This window comes from Streptomyces sp. NBC_00414 (assembly GCF_036038375.1).
In the GTDB taxonomy this organism is placed as follows: Bacteria; Actinomycetota; Actinomycetes; order Streptomycetales; family Streptomycetaceae; genus Streptomyces.
Genome location: NZ_CP107935.1, coordinates 9,196,139 through 9,213,019 on the forward strand (window position 1 = coordinate 9,196,139; position 16,881 = coordinate 9,213,019).

The window sequence follows — 16,881 nt, forward strand, 5'->3', positions numbered from 1 at the left end:
GCCCGAGTCCTCGGTGGGACCCGGGCCTGCGGCCTGGACCGGCACCACCGGCTCACGGGTCGGCCGGCGGTGTGAGGGCGCTGCGCACTACCGGCGCGGGTGGCTCTTCTCGTCGTCCTCGACGCCTTCGACGGCGATCTGCTCCTTGCGGACCTGGCCGGTGACGGTCTCCTCCTCGGTGAGCTCCTCGGTGCTGAGCCGCACCCGCTCCACCGGAACGGCCTCGGTCTCCACGACGGGACGTTCGGCGTGCAGGGTGACTTCGCGTTCGGCCTCGGAGATGTCCGTGCCGGTCATGGCGTCACCGCGGTTCGCGTCCGTGATCGGCTCGCGTACGACGCGTACCTCCTCATGGCGCAGGGGCACCGTCTGCTGGACCTCCTCCGTCACCACGTACTTGCGCAGTCGTGCCCGGCCCGACTCGTACCGTTCGGTGCCGACGTGCATCTGCTCCTCGGAGCGGGTCATCGCCGTTTCCTCGGACACACCCATGTCCCGGCCGGTGGAGCCGACCGCCGCGGCCGTGCCCGCGGCACCGGCGGCACCTGCGGTGCCGGAGTGGGCCCAGCCCTCTCCGCCGGGCTGGTTGGCCTGCTGCCAGGCGTCGTCCCAGGCGATGCCGTAGTGCTCGTACAGCCGGACTTCCTCCGACTCGGACAGGTGTCCGCCGTTGTCGACGTCGACGTTGGGAGCGTCCTTGACCATGCCCTTGGCGTAGGGCACCTCAAGGTGGTCCTCGACCATGACCGCTTCCCGGATCGGCACGAACGACTCACTGGTGCCGAACAGGCCGGTCTTGATGCTGACCCATTCAGGTTGGCCGGTCGCGTCGTCGAAGAAGACGTGGCTCGCGTCCCCGATCTTGTTGCCCTCGGCGTCGTACACGGGGTGTTCCAGTACTGCCGGTATCTGCTCCTGGGTGATCATCCTTCAGCACCCTCCTTCTGGGTCCGGTGTCCTTTCCGGGTCACCGCGACAGAAGGGGTGAAACATCGCAAATGCGACAATAAATATAGAAAATGTAACTAACCTCAAGCCTTTTCATGCGTGTGGGCCCGGGTGCGCGCGCGGGTCACGAGCTTCCGCAGCAGGGGCCAGACCAGCAGCAGCGCCGTCACCGCGTACACGGTCACCGCGAACGGCGTGTCGACCAGCCCCGTGACACTGCCGTCGCTGATCTGCAGGGCGCGCCGCAGCTGCTGCTCGGCGTTGGGCCCGAGGATGACGCCGATGACGGCGGGCAGCACCGGCAGGCCGTACCGCCGCATGCCGAAGCCGATCAGGCCGATGACCAGGAGGATCACCAGGTCGATGACCTCGCCGCCGACCGCGTACGCGCCGACCGCCGCGAAGAACAGGATCCCCGCGTACAGATACGGACGGGGGATGCGCAGCAGCTTCGCCCACACCGGGGCCAGCGGCAGGTTGAGCGCGAGCAGCAGCACCATGCCGACGAAGAGGGAGGCGATCAGGCCCCACACCAGGTCCGGCTCGCGCTCGAAGAGGAGCGGGCCCGGCTGGATGCCGTACTGCTGGAAGGCCGCCAGCATGACGGCCGCGACCGCCGTGGTCGGCAGACCCAGGGTCAGCATGGACACCAGCGTGCCCGCCGCGGAGGCCGAGGCCGCCGACTCCGGCCCCGCCACACCCTCGATCGCGCCCTTGCCCCAGTCGTCCTTGTGCTTCGACAGCCGCTTCTCCGTGGCGTACGACAGGAACGTGGGGATCTCGGCGCCGCCGGCCGGGATCGCGCCGAACGGGAAGCCGATGAGCGGTCCGCGCAGCCATGACTTCCAGCTCCGCCGCGCGTCGTCACGGCCCAGCCAGGGGCGGCCCACCGGGATCGGCTCGCCGGGGCTGCGCCGCAGGTGCGCCGCCACCCACAGGGCCTCGCCGATCGCGAACAGACCGACCGCCACGATCACCACGTCGATGCCGTCGGCGAGTTGCAGCGAGCCGAAGGTGAGCCGCTGCTGGCCGGTCATCTGGTCCAGGCCGACGAGGCCGAGGGTCAGGCCGATCAGCAGCGAGGCGAGACCTCTGATCCGGGACGAACCCAGCACCGACGTCACGGCGATGAACGCCAGCACCATGATGGCGAAGTAGTCCGGCGCGCCGATGTCCACCGCCAGGTCGGCGACCGTCGGGGCGAGCGCGACGAGCAGGATCGTGCCGATCAGGCCGCCCGCGAAGTGGCCGATGGCGGCGGCCGCGAGCGCCTGCGCGCCCCGCCCCGCCTTGGCCATCGGATTGCCCTCCATGGCCGCGACCACGGCAGCGCTCTCGCCGGGTGTGTTCAGCAGGATCGAGGTGGTCGAACCGCCGAACATCGCACCGTAGTAGATCCCCGCGAACATGATGAACGCGCCGATCGGCTCCAGCCCGTACGTCACGGGCAGCAGGAGTGCGACGGCCATCGCGGGGCCGATGCCGGGCAGGACGCCGATCGCGGTGCCGAGGAGTACACCCAGGGCCGCCCACAGCAGATTGACGGGCGTGAGCGCCGTACCGAAGCCGTCCATCAGGGAGTTGAGGGCGTCCATGTCACAGCACTCCCATCAGCGGGCCGCCCGGCAGCGGCACCCCGAGCAGGTTGTTGAAGACGGCGTAGGTGGTGAGGGACAGGACGGCCGCGATGAGTGGGTCCCGGTCGATCCGGCGGCTGCCGAGCGCGAAGGCCGCTCCCCAGAAGAGGAGTGCGCCCGCGACGGGGAAGCCGAGCGGTTCGATGAGGACGGCCGCGCCGAGGAACACCCCGGCGAGCAGCGACACCGTGCGCCAGTCGGCGGGTTCGGACAGATCGACGTCCTCGCCGCCCTCCGCCTCGCCGTGACCGCCGCGCAGGACGTCGACGGCGAGCAGCGCGGCGATCACGAGGAGCCCGATGCCGACCACGATCGGCACGGTCTTCGGCCCGACGGGGCCGCGCTGGGTGATGTCGACGTCCATGGTCAGCGCGTCGGTCAGGACCAGCGTGCCGAGGGCCAACAGCAGTACACAGACGCCGAGTTCGGAGTGCTCACGCAGCCACGCGCGCCGCCGGTCCGCGGGTGTCGGAGGCGTGGGGGGCGTCTCGGGCATGTCGGTGGTCCGCGTCGTCACAGTCCCAGCTCCTTCAGCACCGAAACCACACGCTCGTCCTGCTCGTCGAGGAAGTCGCCGAACTTCGCACCGGTCATGAAGGCGTCGTCCCAGCCGTTCTGCTCCAGGGACTTCTGCCACTCGGGGGAGTCGTGCAGCTCCTCGACGAGGCGTACGAGCTTGTCGCGTTCGGCGTCGGAAAGTCCCGGCGGGGCCACGATGCCGCGCCAGTTGGTGAAGTCCACGTCGTAGCCGGACTCCTTCAGGGTGGGCGCGTCCAGTTCGTCGACCCGCTCGGGCCCCGTCACTGCGAGCACCCGCAGTTCGCCCGCCTTGATCTGGTCGAGGTACTCGCCGACGCCGGACACCCCGAAGGCGACCTTGCTGCCGAGGATCGAGGCGAGCAGCTCGCCACCGCCGTCGAAGGGGATGTAGTTGACGTCCTTCGGGGCGATGCCCGCGGCCCGCGCCATCAGCATGGGCGCGAGATGATCGGGCCCGCCGGGCGAGGAACCGCCGCCCACCGGAAGCTTGCCGGGGTTCGCCTTCCAGGCGTCCACGAGCTGGTCGACGGACTTGTACGGGGAGTCCTTGGAGACCACGACGACGTCCTGCTCCTCGGTGAGCCGGGCTATCGGAGTGGTGTCGGCGAGGCTCTTGGGCGCGTCGTTGGAGCGCACCGCGCCCACCACACCGAGGCCCATCGACATGGCGAGCTTGCCGTTGCCGTGCTCGCTCACCAGCCGGCTCAGTCCGACGGTGCCGCCGGCGCCCGGCAGGTTGAACACCTCGATGTTGTGGGTGAGTTCGGCGTCCTCTGCGTTCTTCGCCGCCGTACGGGCCGTGATGTCGTAGCCGCCGCCGGGCGTGTTGGGGACCATGAAGCGCAGGCCGGGGATCTGGGTGCCGGTCTCGGCGCCACCGCCGGTCGTGAGCAGCGGAGGTCCCACGAGCACGAGCACGGCGGCCCCGAAGAGGGCGAGGGGAGTGCTCAGGCGCACGAGTTCCACCACCTGTCGTCGATACGTCGATACGCGGATGCGCGGATGCGCGAAGGATGCGGATACGTCGATACGCCGATGCGCAGAAGAGATCCGGGAGGGGGGGAGGGGCGTCCCCGTACAGGAGCCGGGGGATACGGGGACGCCCTGGATTGGGGGGAGGGTGACGTGCGCCACATATTGCCCGCGTCCTTGAGGCCTGTCTCTCTTCCGGAACCAACGGAGGTTGTGGTCTTTGTGTCAGCCCCCGTCCCCTCCCTTTTCCCGGCCGCGGTCGGAGGCCATGATGGTGCGACCCGGCAGCTGGGCCGTACAACGCCGTGTCAGCACGAGAGATTGAGTCCGTCGTGGTCGCCGCCTTCCGTCGTCAGACCCTCGCGGGCGAGATGCTGGTGCTTCAGCTCGCCATCGTGGTGGTGGTGCTGGTGGCCGTCGCGGCGGTCTCCCTCAGACAGTCGGAGGCGACCTTCAACCGCGTCGAGGGACGCCGGGTCATCGCGCTCGCCGAGCAGTTGGCCGCCAACCCCCTGACCCGCAGCCAACTCGTGCGGTCCGCGCCGCAGCAGACCCTCGCCCCGCTGGTGAACTCCACGCAGACTCAGTCCGGGGTCACCTCGGTGACGGTCGCCGACGCCGACGGCCGGATCGTCAGCTCCACCGACCCCACGGCGATCGGTGGCCGGCTGTCCCTCGGCGAGGGTGTCGCCGAGGGCCGCGGCTGGTCCGGCTCGCTGACGCTGGACGGCAGCCGCGAACTCGTGGCCCAGGTACCGGTGCTCGGCGCGACGCCGGAGAACCTCGGGCAGCCCCTGGGTACGGTGATGATCGGCGAGGCCGACCCGACGGCGTGGCAGCGGCTGAGCGGGGCGTCCTCGTACCTCCTCGCCTATCTGGGCATCGCCAGCGGGCTCGGGCTGGTCGGCTCCTGGCTGCTGGCCCGGCGCGTCAAACGGCAGACCCTCGGCCTGGAACCCCGCGAGATCGCCGGCCTCGCCGAGCACCGGGAGGCGATGCTGTACGGGATCGCCGAGGGCGTGATCGCCCTGGACCCGCAGCACCGGCTCACCCTGGCCAACGACATGGGAAGACGCCTCCTCGACCTGCCCGCGGACTGCGTGGGCCGCAGCCTCGCCGAACTCGGGATCGAGGGACGGCTGCGGGACGTCCTCGCGGGGAACGAGGCGGGGGGCCGGGCGGGTGGCTCCGCCGAGCGCGCAGAGCGCACGGAGCGCGGTCGTGCCGACGGGCGCGGCGGAGCCGGTGAACGTGTGAGGAGCGGCGGGCGTGCGGGGACCGGTGGACATACCGGGACCGGCGGGCGTGCGGGGACGGGCGAGCGCGACGAGGTCGTCGTCCGGCACGGCCGGGTGCTGGTGATGAACCGGATGACCGTCACCAAGGACGGCCGCCCGCTCGGCTCGGTCACCACGTTGCGCGACCGCACCGAACTGGCTCGGCTGGAACGGGAGATCGGATCCTTCCGCAGCTCCTCCGAGACGCTGCGCGCGCAGGCCCACGAGTTCGCCAACCAGTTGCACACCATCTCGGGGCTGATCCAGATCGGTGAACAGGAAGAGGTCGTGCGCTACATCCGCGCGTTGAACCAGCGCCGACAGTCCCTCGACGTCACCCTCAGCCGTCGGGTCCGCGACACCGCGGTCGCCGCCCTGCTCATGGCGAAGTCCTCCCTGGCGGCCGAACGGAAGGTCAGCCTGCGCATCTCGGACGGGACCGCCCTCGACCGGCTGACCCCGGAGGACGCCGCCGACGTGGCGACGGTGGTCGGCAACCTCGTCGACAACGCCGTGGACGCCGCGTCGGTCGCGGCGACCGGCCGCGACCCCGACGAACACGAGGAACACGAGGAACGCGAGGAACGCGAGGAACGCGAGGAACGCGACGGTCATGAGGATCACAAGGCGTGGGTCGAGGTCGAACTGAGGCAGGATGCTTCCAGTGTGGAGATCGTGGTCCGCGACTCGGGGCCCGGCGTCGCACCCGAACTCGCCCGGGAGGTGTTCTCGCACGGCTTCACCACCAAGGCCGCGCAGGAGGGCGAGCGGGGGATCGGCCTGGCACTCACCCGGCTGGTCTGCGAGCGTCACGGTGGCGAGATCTCGGTGACCAACACCCCCGACGGGGCGATGTTCACCGCACGTATGACCGTCAGCCACCTCACCGACGCGGTGGCGGAAGGAGCGACACGATGAACGGGGCGCCCCGTGGGGCAGACACGGCCGCGGTGACCGGCACGGCCGACACCATCGACGTACTCGTGGTCGACGACGACTTCATGGTGGCCCGGGTGCACCGCGCTTTCGTCGACCGCGTCGAGCCGTTCCGGGTCGTCGGTGTCGCCAGCACCGGCGAACAGGCCGCCCGCGCCGTCGACGAACTGCACCCGGATCTCGTCCTGCTCGACCTGTATCTGCCGGACGTCTTCGGGCTCGACGTCATCCCCCGGCTGCGTACCGCCGGCCACGACTGTGACGTCATGGTCATCAGCGCGGCCCGGGAGACCGACGCGGTCCGCGGCGCCGTCCGCCACGGCGTCGTCGACTACCTGCTCAAACCGTTCGAGTTCGAGGATCTGCGGGTCCGGCTTGAGCGGTACGCAGTCCAGCGGGGCCGGCTGCTCGCCACCGTCGTGCACGGGCAGGCCGATGTCGACCGGGTGCTGGCCGGAGCGGCCGGGCCGGCTTCGGCGCCCGCCACGTTGCCCAAGGGCATGAGCGTGGAGACGGCCGCGCTGATCGAACGCACGCTGCGGACCGCGGAGAACACCCTGTCCGCCGCCGAGTGCGCGGCCTTGGCCGGCATCTCCCGTGTCAGCGCCCGCCGCTACCTGGAGCACTTCCACGCCGTCGGCCGCGCCGAGGTGACCCTGCGCTACGGAGCTGCGGGTCGGCCCGAGCGCCGTTACCGGTTCCGCGGACACGCGAAGACACACCTGCGGCCCGGCGACGAGGCTCGCGCGTAGCGGCGATCACCGGTGTTCGAGGAGGCTGCGCCGTTCCCCGCGCCCCTGGTACCGGAAGCTCAGACGGTGACCACTCCGATGCAGGGCGCGGGCCACCTTCGTGGTGGTCGTGCCACCGGTCAGGCCCACCACCTCGCCGGGGGCCACGAGGTCCGCCACGGCCTTCGCGATGCGGTGCCTCTCCGAGGCGTGGCGGGCGGTCTTGTAGCGCAGGGGCAGTTCGTACGACACGCCGTGCACGACCGCGCCGTCCCGGGTGCGTACCAGCATCTGCTGTTCCGCGAGCTGGTGGATCAGCGGGGTCCTACTGGGTGCCCGCTGACCCGTCTCCTGATCCGTCTCCTGCCCCGCCCCCTGGCCCTGGCATGTCGACGAGCTTCTCGAAGAAGAACTCGTGCTTGAGGAAGGACACGTCGTACTCGCCGCCCGGGTACGGCGGGATCAACTGGGCCGCCTGGAACAGCCGCCAGCCGTCCCGCAGCGCGTCCACGCCCGAGGCGTACGGGGGCTCGTCGCCGTCCCCGGTCGTGGGCGACGTGCGGCCCGTACCGTCGTACACCGACCAGCCGACCACCGGGGAGTCCAGCGCCGACGTGCCCAGGTAGAGGACCAGTACCTGCTGACGGATGCTCATGCGACCTCCCTCTGAGGGCGGTTGGAGACACGGGTGACCCAGTGCTCCAGATCGAAGGACTCGTCGCCCGTGAGCGAGCGCCACAGCAGCACGCGGTTGTAGAGCTCCAGACGGCCGGTGGCCGGTTCGTACCACGGGAACGTCGTGGAGAGTTCCCCGGCCACCCGTGGGTCGGCGAGGTCGGAGGTGTCCCACAGTCGGCGCTGCCGTACGGCCGGGTTGAAGCGGATCTTGAACATGTACCGCGTCACGTCGCCGTCGTTGCGCCGCCCGCCGTGCCAGAGGCCGTGGTGCAGAAACACCACGGTGCCCGCCGGGCAGACCAGCCGTGACTGGCCGAGCAGGTTCTGGTAGCGGCCGGTGTCCGACTCGTTCGTACGTCGCAGATGGCTGCCCGGCACGCTCAGGGTGCCGCCCATGTCCAGGGTCACGTCCTGCGGGTAGTACATCAGCTGGACGTCGAAGGCGTCCGTGCGGACATCGATGATGGCGTCGCCGTGCAGCGGCTGAGCCGCACCTTCACGCGGCTCGCGGACGTGCACCGCGTGATGGTCGACGAGCGGACCGGGACCGACGAGACCGCGCAGCACCCCCGCCACCGCCGGGACATCGAGCAGCCGTCGCACGAAGGAACCCTCGGGATAGGCGTCCGCGACCGTGCTGCCGTACGGCACGTCGGGCACGCCCCGCCCCAGGAAGCCGATCGCCTCGGCGTTCATCCCCGCCGGGACCACCGCGTCCAGACGCAACGAGCCGTGGGCCACGAAGCGGGCCATCCGCACCGAGTCCAGGAGCGGGGGGTGTTCGGGATCTCCCGGAGGACGCCCGGGGTCGGCAGGAGGACGCCCGGGGTGGGCCGGAGGATGCTCGGAGTGTGCCGGAGGGCGCTCGGGAGGCGTCATGGCATCGACCGTACGGAGCCGCGCCCCTCCGGCGCGTTGGTCCCTTTCACCACCACTGGTAGTTTTTCACCATGCTGGAGACGAGCGTCCACCTGGGCGAGCCGCCCCTCGTGGCCAACGCGGGCGTCGGCGTGCACGGTGTCGCGAGCCGCACGGACGTCTTCAGGCTGCCCGAGCTGTGGCAGCTGCACCTGTACCAGTACGAGGCCGAGCTGACCGTGGACGGCACCCCGCACCTCATCCGGCCGGGCAGGGTCAGCCTCGTACCGCCGGGCGCGACGGTCCGCTACCGCTACCAGGGCCGCTCGGAACACCTGTACGCACACCTGCGCATCGCCGCCTCCGGGACGCCGCGCAGCGTGCCCGTGCTACAGGACGCCGGAGCCGAACTCCCCATGCTGACCGGCCTGTTGCTACAGGCGGTCGCCTCCGCGCCGGGCGAACCCGAGCGCACCAGGGCCGAGATCTGGACCGCTCTGTGGCGCGTCGCCCACCTGGCTCCGGGTGCCGACCGTCCCGGCCCGCACCCGGCCGTCACCGCCGCGATGGCGTACGTCGAGGGCAACCTCGCCGCCCCGCTCACCGTGCCCGCCGTGGCCCGGGCCGCGGGCGTCTCGCACAACCACCTGACCCGGCTCTTCCGCGCCACCACGGGCGGCACCGTGGTCGCGTACATCCGCCGACGCAGGCTCGATCGCGCCCGCCACCTGCTGCGGGCCTCGACCCTGTCCATCCCGGCGGTCGCCGCGTCGGTCGGCATTCCCGACCTGCAGGCCTTCAACAAGGCCTGCCGACGTGAACTCGGCGGATCACCGCGAGCCCTGCGCGGTGAGACCGGCACGGCCCCCGACCCCCTTGCCGCCGCCTGAAGGCCGTTACTGCTTGACGGCCTTCAGGACGACGAACTTCGCGTCGCTCGCGACCAGTTCACTGTTGCCGAAGAGCCGCCGCAACTTCACGTGGTAGCCCAGATGGCGATTGCCGACCACCCACAGCTCGCCGCCCGGCCGCAGCGCGCGCCGCGCCCCGGTGAACATCCGCCACGCCGTGGCGTCGGTCGTCGCCTGGTGCGAGTGGAAGGGCGGGTTGGTCAGGACCAGGTCGACGCTGTCCTCCGGCGTCCCGTTCAGGCCGTCGTCGACGCGGAACTCCGCCTTGCCGTGCTCCGCCGCGTCGTCGGTGTTCACCCGGTACGTCGCCTCGGCCGAGGCCACCGCCTGGTACGACTCGTCCACGAACAGCACCTCGGTCTCCGGCCGCGCCAGCGCCACCGCGGTACCGACCACGCCGTTTCCGCAGCCCAGGTCCACGACACGCCCGGCACCCCGCCCGTACGGCAGATGCTGAAGGAAGAACCGGGTGCCGATGTCCAGGCGCTCGGCGCAGAACACACCCGCCTCGTTGACGACGGTACGGCCCGAGACGGGGCCGATGCCGTCGGGCAGCGTGTAGCTGAGCGGCCAGGGGTTCACCGACGGCACGAGCCCGGGGTTCGGCGTGCAGAAGATGAGCCGCGCCTTCTTCTCGGCCAGTGACGTCCTGGTCGGCCCGATGATCCGCTCGAACAGCTTCAGCGTCGAGGTGTGGATCTCCTTGACCATGCCGGTGCCGACGACGACCGTTCCCTCGTGCACGGAGGGTGCCAGCCGCTGCAACTGGTCCTCCAGGAGCGCGAGGCTCTTGGGTACGCGCACCAGCAGCACGTCGACACGCTCGGGCACCGCGTCCTGCGTGGTGAGAAGACGCACGGAATCCTGGTCGGCGCCGTTGCGCGCCAGATTCGCCCGGGTCGCCTCGCGGGTGAGGAACGAGTCGGTGATCTGCACCGGTCCATGGGCCTGCAGGGCCGTGGTGAGGGCACCCCAGCGGTCACCGACCACGACGACCGTGCCGTCGAGCGCCTGCCCGTCGGCCGCGAGATGCTTCAGCAGGTACTCGTCGGAGGCGTCCCACGCACGGAGCTGGTCACGGGAGTCCTCGGGGAAGCGCGCCAGCATCAGCTCGGCCGAGGGGGTCGTCATACGGTCGGTCATTGGGTCCAGGCTAACTGAGGTGCAGATCAGCGACTCCCGGCGTCCACGTGCGGACACGGCGGGAGCGCGTGCGGACCCTGCGCGAGGATGGGAGCCATGGACGCCGAACTGTTTCCCAGGAGCCGTACGGAGATCGCGCCGGGCGCCGTGCACCTGCCGGACTGGCTGACGTCCGAGCGCCAGCGCGTGCTCCTGGAGGCATGCAGGGACTGGGCCCGCCCGCCCGCCGGACTGCGCACGGTCCGTACACCCGGCGGCGGCACGATGACCTCCCGGCAGGTCTGCCTCGGATGGCACTGGTATCCGTACGGGTACGCGACCACGGTCGTCGACGGTGACGGGGCGCCCGTGAAAAAGTTTCCCGAATGGCTCGGGGACCTGGGCCGCCGGGCGGTACGGGACGCCTTTCGGGACCACGCCACGACGGCGGGGACACCGCCGCCCCCGTACGAGTACGACATCGCGCTGATCAATTTCTATGACGCCGACGCCCGTATGGGTATGCATCGCGACAGCGACGAGAAGTCCGACGACCCCGTGGTGTCGCTGAGCCTCGGTGACACCTGCGTCTTCCGGTTCGGCAACACCGGGTCGAGAGGCCGCCCCTACACGGACGTGGAGCTGCGCAGCGGCGACCTGTTCGTGTTCGGCGGCGCGTCCCGGCTCGCCCACCACGGTGTGCCGCGCGTGCACGCGGGCACGGCCCCGCCCGAGTTGGGGCTGACGGGCCGCCTGAACATCACCCTGCGGGTGAGCGGCCTCCAGGCCGTCTGACCGGTCACCGACCGACTCCCGACCGGCCACTGACCGACTCCCGCCCGGCTACTGGCCGGTCACCCGGCCTCCGGATCATGGGAGACTCGCCCTCATGAGCGGCAATGCGGCCCCCGGAGCGGTGGGAGAAGGAAGCACCAGGACGCGGCTGGACCGAGGGCGCGGTGCGCTCGGGCCCGCGTTGGAACTCGTGCACACCGGACGCGCGCCGACCCGGGCCGTGCTCACCGCCGAGCTGGGCGTCACCCGCGCGACGGCGGGAGCGGTCGCCGCGGAGCTGGAGGCGCTCGGCCTGATCCGCGTCGACGCCCGCCCCGGCGCCGCGGCCGGTTCGCAGGGCCGCCCCTCACATCGGCTCGAACTCGCCGAGGACGGCCCGGTCGCCCTCGCCGCCCAGGTGCACGCCGACGGCTTCCGCGCCGCCCTGGTCGGCCTCGGCGGCCGGATCGTGGCTACCGCACCCGGCTGCGAGACCGTGGACGCCGACCCGGCGAAGGTGCTCAGCTCGGTCGTGGAGGCGGGCGCCGAACTGCTCCGGGAGACCGGCCGCCGCTGTGTGGGCGCCGGAGTGGCCGTCCCGTCGGCCGTCGCCGAACCCGAGGGCACCGCGCTCAACCCGCTCCACCTGGCCTGGCCGGCCGGCGCGCCCGTGCGGGAGATCTTCGCGGAGTGCGTCCGCGCGGCCGGCATCACCGGTCCGGCGTTCGCCGCCAACGACGTCAACCTCGCCGCGCTCGCCGAACACCGGCACGGCGCGGGGCGCGGCTCCCGAGACCTGCTCTGTGTCGCGACCGGGCACCGGGGAGTCGGCGGTGCGCTGGTCCTCGACGGGCGCCTGCACACGGGCAGTTCGGGCCTCGCGCTCGAAGTCGGACACCTCACGGTCAACCCGGAGGGCCGCCCCTGCCACTGCGGCAGCCGGGGCTGCCTGGACGTCGAGGCGGACCCCCTGGCGTTCCTGACGGCGGCCGGCCGTGACCCCGGCCCCGAGGTGTCACTGCTCCAGCAGTCCAACGAGCTGATCCGCGACCACCGCGCCGACCCGGGCGTACGCACCGCCGTCGAGGCACTCATCGACCGGCTGGGCCTTGGCCTCGCGGGCCTGGTCAACATCCTCAACCCGGACCGCATCATCCTCGGCGGCCTGCACCGCTCCCTCCTCGACGCCGACCCGGAGAGGCTGCGCGCCGTGGTGGCCGACCGGAGCCTGTGGGGGCAGAGCGGGGGCGTACCCATCCTGGCCTGCACGCTGGACCACAACAGCCTGGTGGGCGCGGCCGAGCTGGCGTGGCAGCCGGTGCTGGACGACCCGATCAGGGCCCTGGCACAGGCCTGAGACCTTGGCACGTGACGGCCCGTCGAAAGCCGGGCAGGCCACCGGGCCCGGCTGCCTGCCGGAGCGCCACCGGGCCGGGGGCCGGTCACGGAAACCAGGGGCAGCCGAAGCAGCGAGGAGCAGCTGAAGTCCCCGTTCGTACTCCCACGGAGGTACGCGTACTGCCGCTGGCCGTACGACGACCCGGACCCCCTCACGGCGTGAGCCTCGAAGCATCACCGGAACACCGGAATTCCCGGAACACCCGAGGAGATGACTTCAGATGCAGACCCTGGCGCACTGGGACGGCGGGCCCGGCCCGTGGATCCTGTTCTTCCCGCTGATCTGGGCGGCCGTCGTGATCGGCGTCGTGACCCTTCTGCGCCGCACGGTGTGGCGTGGCCGCCGCGGCCCCTGGCACGGCCCGGACCCCACCCGCCCGTCCGGCGACTCGCCGATCGCGATGCTCGGCCGGCGCTTCGCCTCCGGCGAGATCGACGAGGACGAGTACTGGCGCCGCCTGTCCGTCCTGGAGGAGCAGTTCGGACGGACGACCGCGGACGAGCGCTTCGGACGTACCGGCAAGGGCGGTGCGGCATGAACGCGGCACCCCCGGCAGCCTCGGCGACCGTCACCAGGACCACGCGGACCGCGGCGCGCGTCGCCGAAGCGGTGAAGGTGTACGGCGGTGGTGGCACCGCCGTACGGGCCCTGGACGGGGTGAGCGTCACCTTTCCGGCCGGACGCTTCACCGCGATCATGGGGCCCTCGGGCTCCGGCAAGTCCACGCTGATGCACTGCGCGGCGGGCCTGGACACCCTGACGTCGGGTGCCGCCTTCATCGGCGACACCGAGCTGGGCACGCTCGACGACCGCCGTCTCACGCTGCTGCGGCGCGACCGCGTCGGTTTCGTCTTCCAGGCCTTCAACCTGGTACCCACGCTGACCGTCGCGGAGAACATCACGCTGCCCCTGGACCTCGCCGGCCGCAGGGGCGGCGGCTCTTCGAGCGGGTCCGACGGTTCCGGCGGGTCGGACGAGTGGATCGACGCCCTCGTGGACGTCGTCGGACTGCGTGACCGGCTGCACCACCGGCCCGCCGAACTCTCCGGCGGTCAGCAGCAACGCGTCGCCGTGGCAAGGGCGTTCGCAGGACGTCCCGAGGTCGTCTTCGCCGACGAACCGACCGGCAACCTCGACTCGCGCTCGGGCGAGGAGGTCCTGAACCTGCTCGGCCGGGCCGTACGCCAGATGGACCGCACCGTCGTCATGGTCACCCACGACCCGGTCGCCGCGGCCCACGCCGACGAGGTCGTCTTCCTCGCCGACGGCCGCCTCGTGGACCGCATGGAGTCCCCGACGGCCGACCGGGTCCTGGACCGGCTGAAAGCCTTCGACAACAAGGCCGACGGCAGGGCCGACAGCAAGGCCGACGGCAGGGTCCATGGCGAGTTCGACAGCTTCGACAGCAAGGGGGCCCCGTCGTGAACGCGTCGGTACGGATCAGCGTCTCCTCGCTGCGCGCCCACAAGCGCCGCTTCGCCGGTACCTTCCTGGCGGTGCTGCTCGGTGTCGCCTTCCTGGCGGGCACCCTCGTCATGGGCGACACCCTGCGGGCCGGCTTCGACACGATGTTCGGCAACGCCACGAGCGGCACCGACGCCGTGGTCCGCAGCGCCGACACCATCACCACACCGGGCGAGAGCCAGGGCGTACGGCAGCCCGTGGACACCGATCTGGTGGCGGCCGTCGAGAAGACGCCGGGTGTCGCGGCGGCGGCGCCCGACATCCAGGGCGCGGGCCAGCTCGTCGGCGCGAACGGCGAGCCCATCGGCGGCCAGGGCCCGCCCACCCTCGCGGGCAACTGGATCGACGACCCCGAGCTGAACGCCTACCGCCTGGCCGAGGGCCGCGCCCCCTCGAAGTCCGGCGAGGTCGTCGTCAACCGGGGCGCGGCCGAGAAAGGTGACCTCCGGATCGGTGACACGACGACCCTGCGGACGCCCGACCCCGTCGAGGTGACCGTCGTCGGCCTCGCGACCTTCGGGGGCGAGGACGGCATGGCGCAGGTGACCTTCACCGGTATGACGCGCTCCGACGCCGAGAAGTACCTGACCGCCAGGCCCGGCGAGGCCGCGAGCATCCTCGTACGGGCCGGACCCGGCACCGGTCAGCGGGAACTCGTCGACGCCCTGACGCCCGTACTGCCCAAGGGTGTCGAGGCGATCACCGGTCAGCAGCTGGCCGAGGAGAACACCGACATGATCTCCGGCCAGTTCCTGACGCTGTTCACCACGTTCCTGCTGGTGTTCTCCGGTGTGGCGCTGCTGGTCGCGACCTTCTCCATCCACAACACCTTCGCGATCGTCGTCGCCCAACGCACCCGTGAGAACGCCCTGTTGCGCGCCCTCGGCGCCTCCCGCCGCCAGGTCACCGCGTCGACCCTGGTGGAGGCGAGCGTGGTCGCCGTGGTCGCGTCCGCGGCCGGTCTCGCGGGCGGCATCGGTGTCGCCGCCGGGCTGCAGGCCCTGTTCCCGGCCATCGGATTCCCCTTCCCCGAGGGAGACTTGGTGATCGGCGCACTGTCCATGGTCCTGCCGCTCTCGGTCGGCGTCGTGGTCTGCCTCGGCTCCGCGCTGCTGCCCGCCGTACGCGCCGGACGCACCGCGCCACTGGCCGCGCTGCGCGAGACGTCCGTCGACCGGTCCGGCGCGTCCCGGACCCGCGCCGTCGGGGGTACCGGACTGGCGGCGCTGGCGGTCGCCGTCACCCTGACCGGCGTCGTCGTCAGCCCGTCCCTGTGGCTCGCGGGAGGAGGCGCGGTCCTGGCGCTCGCCGCCTTCGTGGTCCTCGGCCCGGTCGCCGCGACCACCGCCGTACGCGTCCTGGGCGTCCCCCTCGACCGGCTGCGGGGCGTCACCGGCGCGCTGGCCGGGCGCAACGCGCTGCGCAGCCCCAAGCGCACCGCGGCCACCGCGAGTGCCCTGATGATCGGCGTCGCCGTCGTGTCCCTGTTCACGGTCTTCGGCGCCTCGCTGAAGGCGACCATGGACCGGACCGTGTCGCGGTCCTTCGCCGGTGATGTCGTCGTGAGCACCCCGTCGTTCGGCGCGGGCGGCAGCGGACTGAGCCCCGCGCTCGCCGGTGCCATCGCGGAGCGGCCGGAGATCGACACGGCGGTCGGGCTCGGCCGCGGGGTGGCCGAGGTCGACGGCAGGGGACGGGCGTTGACGGTCACGGACCCGGTCGCGCTGCAGCGCACCTTCGACCTCGGCGACGTACGGGGCTCGATGCGCGACCTGGGCGACGACGGTATCGCCGTCACCGAGCAGGAGGCCGACAAACAGGGCCTCAGGACGGGCGACACCACCCGGCTCGCCTTCACGGACGGCACGACGGAAACCTTCACCGTCCGCGCGGTCTACGGCCGCTCCGAGCTGGCGGGCGAGTACGTCATCACCCGCCGGGCCTGGGCCCCGCACCGCACCCAGGACTCCGACACGCTCGTCGCCGTGAGCTTCGACGACGGCGTGAGCGCCTCCGAGGGCAAGGCGGCGGTCGAGAAGGTCGCCACGGCGTACGGCAACCCCGAGGTGCAGACCCGTGACGAGTACGCCCGGTCCTCGGCCGGAGCCATCGACATGATGCTCACCCTGGTCTACGCGCTGCTCGCGCTCGCGGTGCTCATCGCGCTGCTGGGCATCACCAACACACTCACCCTCGCGGTCCACGAACGCACCCGCGAACTGGGTCTGCTGAGGGCCGTCGGACAGACCCGGTCGCAGTTGCGCGCCATGGTCCGCTGGGAGTCGGTGCTGGTGGCCGCGTTCGGCACGGTGGGAGGGCTCGCGCTCGGCGGGTTCCTCGGCTGGGTGCTCGTCAAGGCGTCCGACGGGGCGTCGAACAGCGCCTTCGCCTTCGCGGTGCCGCCGGTCCAGCTGCTCGTGGTAGCCGCGGTGGGCCTCGCGGCCGGCGCGCTCGCGGGCCTGCGCCCGGCTGGACGCGCAGCACGCCTTGACGTGCTGCGGGCGATCGCCGTGGAGTGAGGCCCGCCCCTGGGGCTGCGCCCCAGACCCCCTGTCGCGCTCGTCCTCAGACGCCGGACGGGCTATTCATGGCCCGTCCGGCGTCTGAGGACCGGGGGTTCGGGGGCGGAGCCCC

Annotated in this window: 15 protein-coding genes and 1 pseudogene; 8 read left to right on the plus strand and 8 right to left on the minus strand. The window is 71.7% G+C overall.

Annotated elements, in window-relative coordinates; genetic code table 11:
- Positions 1-87 precede the first annotated feature (87 nt).
- The 4 genes from OHS59_RS39490 to OHS59_RS39505 all read right to left on the minus strand — a co-directional run bounded on the left by OHS59_RS39490 (position 88) and on the right by OHS59_RS39505 (position 4,082).
- Positions 88-927 carry a PRC and DUF2382 domain-containing protein gene (locus OHS59_RS39490; RefSeq protein WP_328498124.1) on the minus strand — a complete coding sequence of 280 codons (840 nt, stop codon included), beginning with the start codon at positions 925-927 and terminating at the stop codon, positions 88-90.
- Between the two features lie 104 nt (positions 928-1,031).
- Positions 1,032-2,543 carry a tripartite tricarboxylate transporter permease gene (locus tag OHS59_RS39495; protein WP_328498125.1) on the minus strand — a complete coding sequence of 504 codons (1,512 nt, stop codon included), beginning with the start codon at positions 2,541-2,543 and terminating at the stop codon, positions 1,032-1,034.
- Between the two features lies 1 nt (position 2,544).
- Positions 2,545-3,081: a tripartite tricarboxylate transporter TctB family protein gene (locus tag OHS59_RS39500; RefSeq protein WP_328499532.1), complete on the minus strand. Its 537-nt coding sequence runs from the start codon at positions 3,079-3,081 to the stop codon at positions 2,545-2,547.
- Between the two features lie 17 nt (positions 3,082-3,098).
- Entirely contained in the window at positions 3,099-4,082 is a 984-nt protein-coding gene (locus OHS59_RS39505) for a Bug family tripartite tricarboxylate transporter substrate binding protein (RefSeq protein WP_328499533.1), read from the minus strand.
- Between the two features lie 347 nt (positions 4,083-4,429).
- Here OHS59_RS39505 and OHS59_RS39510 point away from each other — a divergent pair, with 347 nt between their 5' ends.
- Entirely contained in the window at positions 4,430-6,292 is a 1,863-nt protein-coding gene (locus OHS59_RS39510) for a sensor histidine kinase (RefSeq protein WP_328498126.1), read from the plus strand.
- On the plus strand, positions 6,289-7,062 hold the full coding sequence (locus tag OHS59_RS39515; RefSeq protein ID WP_328498127.1) for a response regulator: 774 nt from the start codon (positions 6,289-6,291) through the stop codon (positions 7,060-7,062). The genes OHS59_RS39510 and OHS59_RS39515 overlap by 4 nt, the downstream gene beginning before the upstream one ends.
- A gap of 81 nt (positions 7,063-7,143) precedes the next feature.
- On the opposite strand, the pseudogene OHS59_RS39520 reads toward OHS59_RS39515, so the two are convergent.
- From OHS59_RS39520 to OHS59_RS39530, 3 genes and pseudogenes are all read right to left on the minus strand, one after another.
- Positions 7,144-7,350: pseudogene (locus OHS59_RS39520) on the minus strand (alkaline phosphatase); the annotation flags it as partial.
- Positions 7,351-7,366: 16 nt separating this feature from the next.
- Complete coding sequence (locus tag OHS59_RS39525) at positions 7,367-7,696, minus strand: hypothetical protein (RefSeq protein WP_328498128.1); 330 nt, start codon at positions 7,694-7,696, stop codon at positions 7,367-7,369.
- The gene (locus tag OHS59_RS39530) at positions 7,693-8,472 is read right to left on the minus strand and encodes a phytanoyl-CoA dioxygenase family protein (protein WP_328498129.1); all 780 of its coding nucleotides are present in this window, start codon (positions 8,470-8,472) and stop codon (positions 7,693-7,695) included. The genes OHS59_RS39525 and OHS59_RS39530 overlap by 4 nt, the downstream gene beginning before the upstream one ends.
- A 197-nt stretch (positions 8,473-8,669) precedes the next feature.
- Between OHS59_RS39530 and OHS59_RS39535 the strand changes: the two genes are divergently transcribed.
- A complete protein-coding gene (locus tag OHS59_RS39535) occupies positions 8,670-9,467 on the plus strand; it encodes a helix-turn-helix transcriptional regulator (protein ID WP_328498130.1) in 798 nt (265 codons plus the stop codon).
- Positions 9,468-9,473: 6 nt separating this feature from the next.
- On the opposite strand, the gene OHS59_RS39540 is transcribed toward OHS59_RS39535, so the two are convergent.
- Entirely contained in the window at positions 9,474-10,631 is a 1,158-nt protein-coding gene (locus OHS59_RS39540; protein WP_443061576.1) for a methyltransferase, read from the minus strand.
- A gap of 96 nt (positions 10,632-10,727) precedes the next feature.
- Between OHS59_RS39540 and OHS59_RS39545 the strand changes: the two genes are divergently transcribed.
- From OHS59_RS39545 to OHS59_RS39565, 5 genes are all read left to right on the plus strand, one after another.
- The gene (locus OHS59_RS39545) at positions 10,728-11,405 is read left to right on the plus strand and encodes an alpha-ketoglutarate-dependent dioxygenase AlkB family protein (protein WP_328498131.1); all 678 of its coding nucleotides are present in this window, start codon (positions 10,728-10,730) and stop codon (positions 11,403-11,405) included.
- A 94-nt stretch (positions 11,406-11,499) separates the two neighbouring features.
- Positions 11,500-12,741, plus strand: coding sequence for an ROK family protein (locus OHS59_RS39550; protein ID WP_328498132.1), 1,242 nt, complete (start codon positions 11,500-11,502; stop codon positions 12,739-12,741).
- Positions 12,742-13,003: 262 nt separating this feature from the next.
- A complete protein-coding gene (locus OHS59_RS39555) occupies positions 13,004-13,321 on the plus strand; it encodes an SHOCT domain-containing protein (protein ID WP_328498133.1) in 318 nt (105 codons plus the stop codon).
- On the plus strand, positions 13,318-14,208 hold the full coding sequence (locus tag OHS59_RS39560) for an ABC transporter ATP-binding protein (protein ID WP_328498134.1): 891 nt from the start codon (positions 13,318-13,320) through the stop codon (positions 14,206-14,208). Before OHS59_RS39555 ends, OHS59_RS39560 begins: the two co-directional genes overlap by 4 nt.
- Positions 14,205-16,766, plus strand: coding sequence for an ABC transporter permease (locus OHS59_RS39565; RefSeq protein WP_328498135.1), 2,562 nt, complete (start codon positions 14,205-14,207; stop codon positions 16,764-16,766). The genes OHS59_RS39560 and OHS59_RS39565 overlap by 4 nt, the downstream gene beginning before the upstream one ends.
- The last annotated feature ends 115 nt before the right edge of the window (positions 16,767-16,881 follow it).

Excerpts from the sequence above, each read along its gene's own strand:
- OHS59_RS39515 (WP_328498127.1), top strand. The coding sequence starts at position 6,289 with ATGAACGGGGCGCCCCGTGGGGCAGACACGGCCGCGGTGACCGGCACG.
- OHS59_RS39560 (WP_328498134.1), top strand. The coding sequence starts at position 13,318 with ATGAACGCGGCACCCCCGGCAGCCTCGGCGACCGTCACCAGGACCACG.
- OHS59_RS39495 (WP_328498125.1), bottom strand. The coding sequence starts at position 2,543 with ATGGACGCCCTCAACTCCCTGATGGACGGCTTCGGTACGGCGCTCACG.
- OHS59_RS39545 (WP_328498131.1), top strand. The coding sequence starts at position 10,728 with ATGGACGCCGAACTGTTTCCCAGGAGCCGTACGGAGATCGCGCCGGGC.
- OHS59_RS39530 (WP_328498129.1), bottom strand. The coding sequence starts at position 8,472 with ATGGCCCGCTTCGTGGCCCACGGCTCGTTGCGTCTGGACGCGGTGGTC.
- OHS59_RS39500 (WP_328499532.1), bottom strand. The coding sequence starts at position 3,081 with ATGCCCGAGACGCCCCCCACGCCTCCGACACCCGCGGACCGGCGGCGC.
- OHS59_RS39550 (WP_328498132.1), top strand. The coding sequence starts at position 11,500 with ATGAGCGGCAATGCGGCCCCCGGAGCGGTGGGAGAAGGAAGCACCAGG.
- OHS59_RS39540 (WP_443061576.1), bottom strand. The coding sequence starts at position 10,631 with ATGACCGACCGTATGACGACCCCCTCGGCCGAGCTGATGCTGGCGCGC.
- OHS59_RS39555 (WP_328498133.1), top strand. The coding sequence starts at position 13,004 with ATGCAGACCCTGGCGCACTGGGACGGCGGGCCCGGCCCGTGGATCCTG.
- OHS59_RS39525 (WP_328498128.1), bottom strand. The coding sequence starts at position 7,696 with ATGAGCATCCGTCAGCAGGTACTGGTCCTCTACCTGGGCACGTCGGCG.
- OHS59_RS39535 (WP_328498130.1), top strand. The coding sequence starts at position 8,670 with ATGCTGGAGACGAGCGTCCACCTGGGCGAGCCGCCCCTCGTGGCCAAC.
- OHS59_RS39490 (WP_328498124.1), bottom strand. The coding sequence starts at position 927 with ATGATCACCCAGGAGCAGATACCGGCAGTACTGGAACACCCCGTGTAC.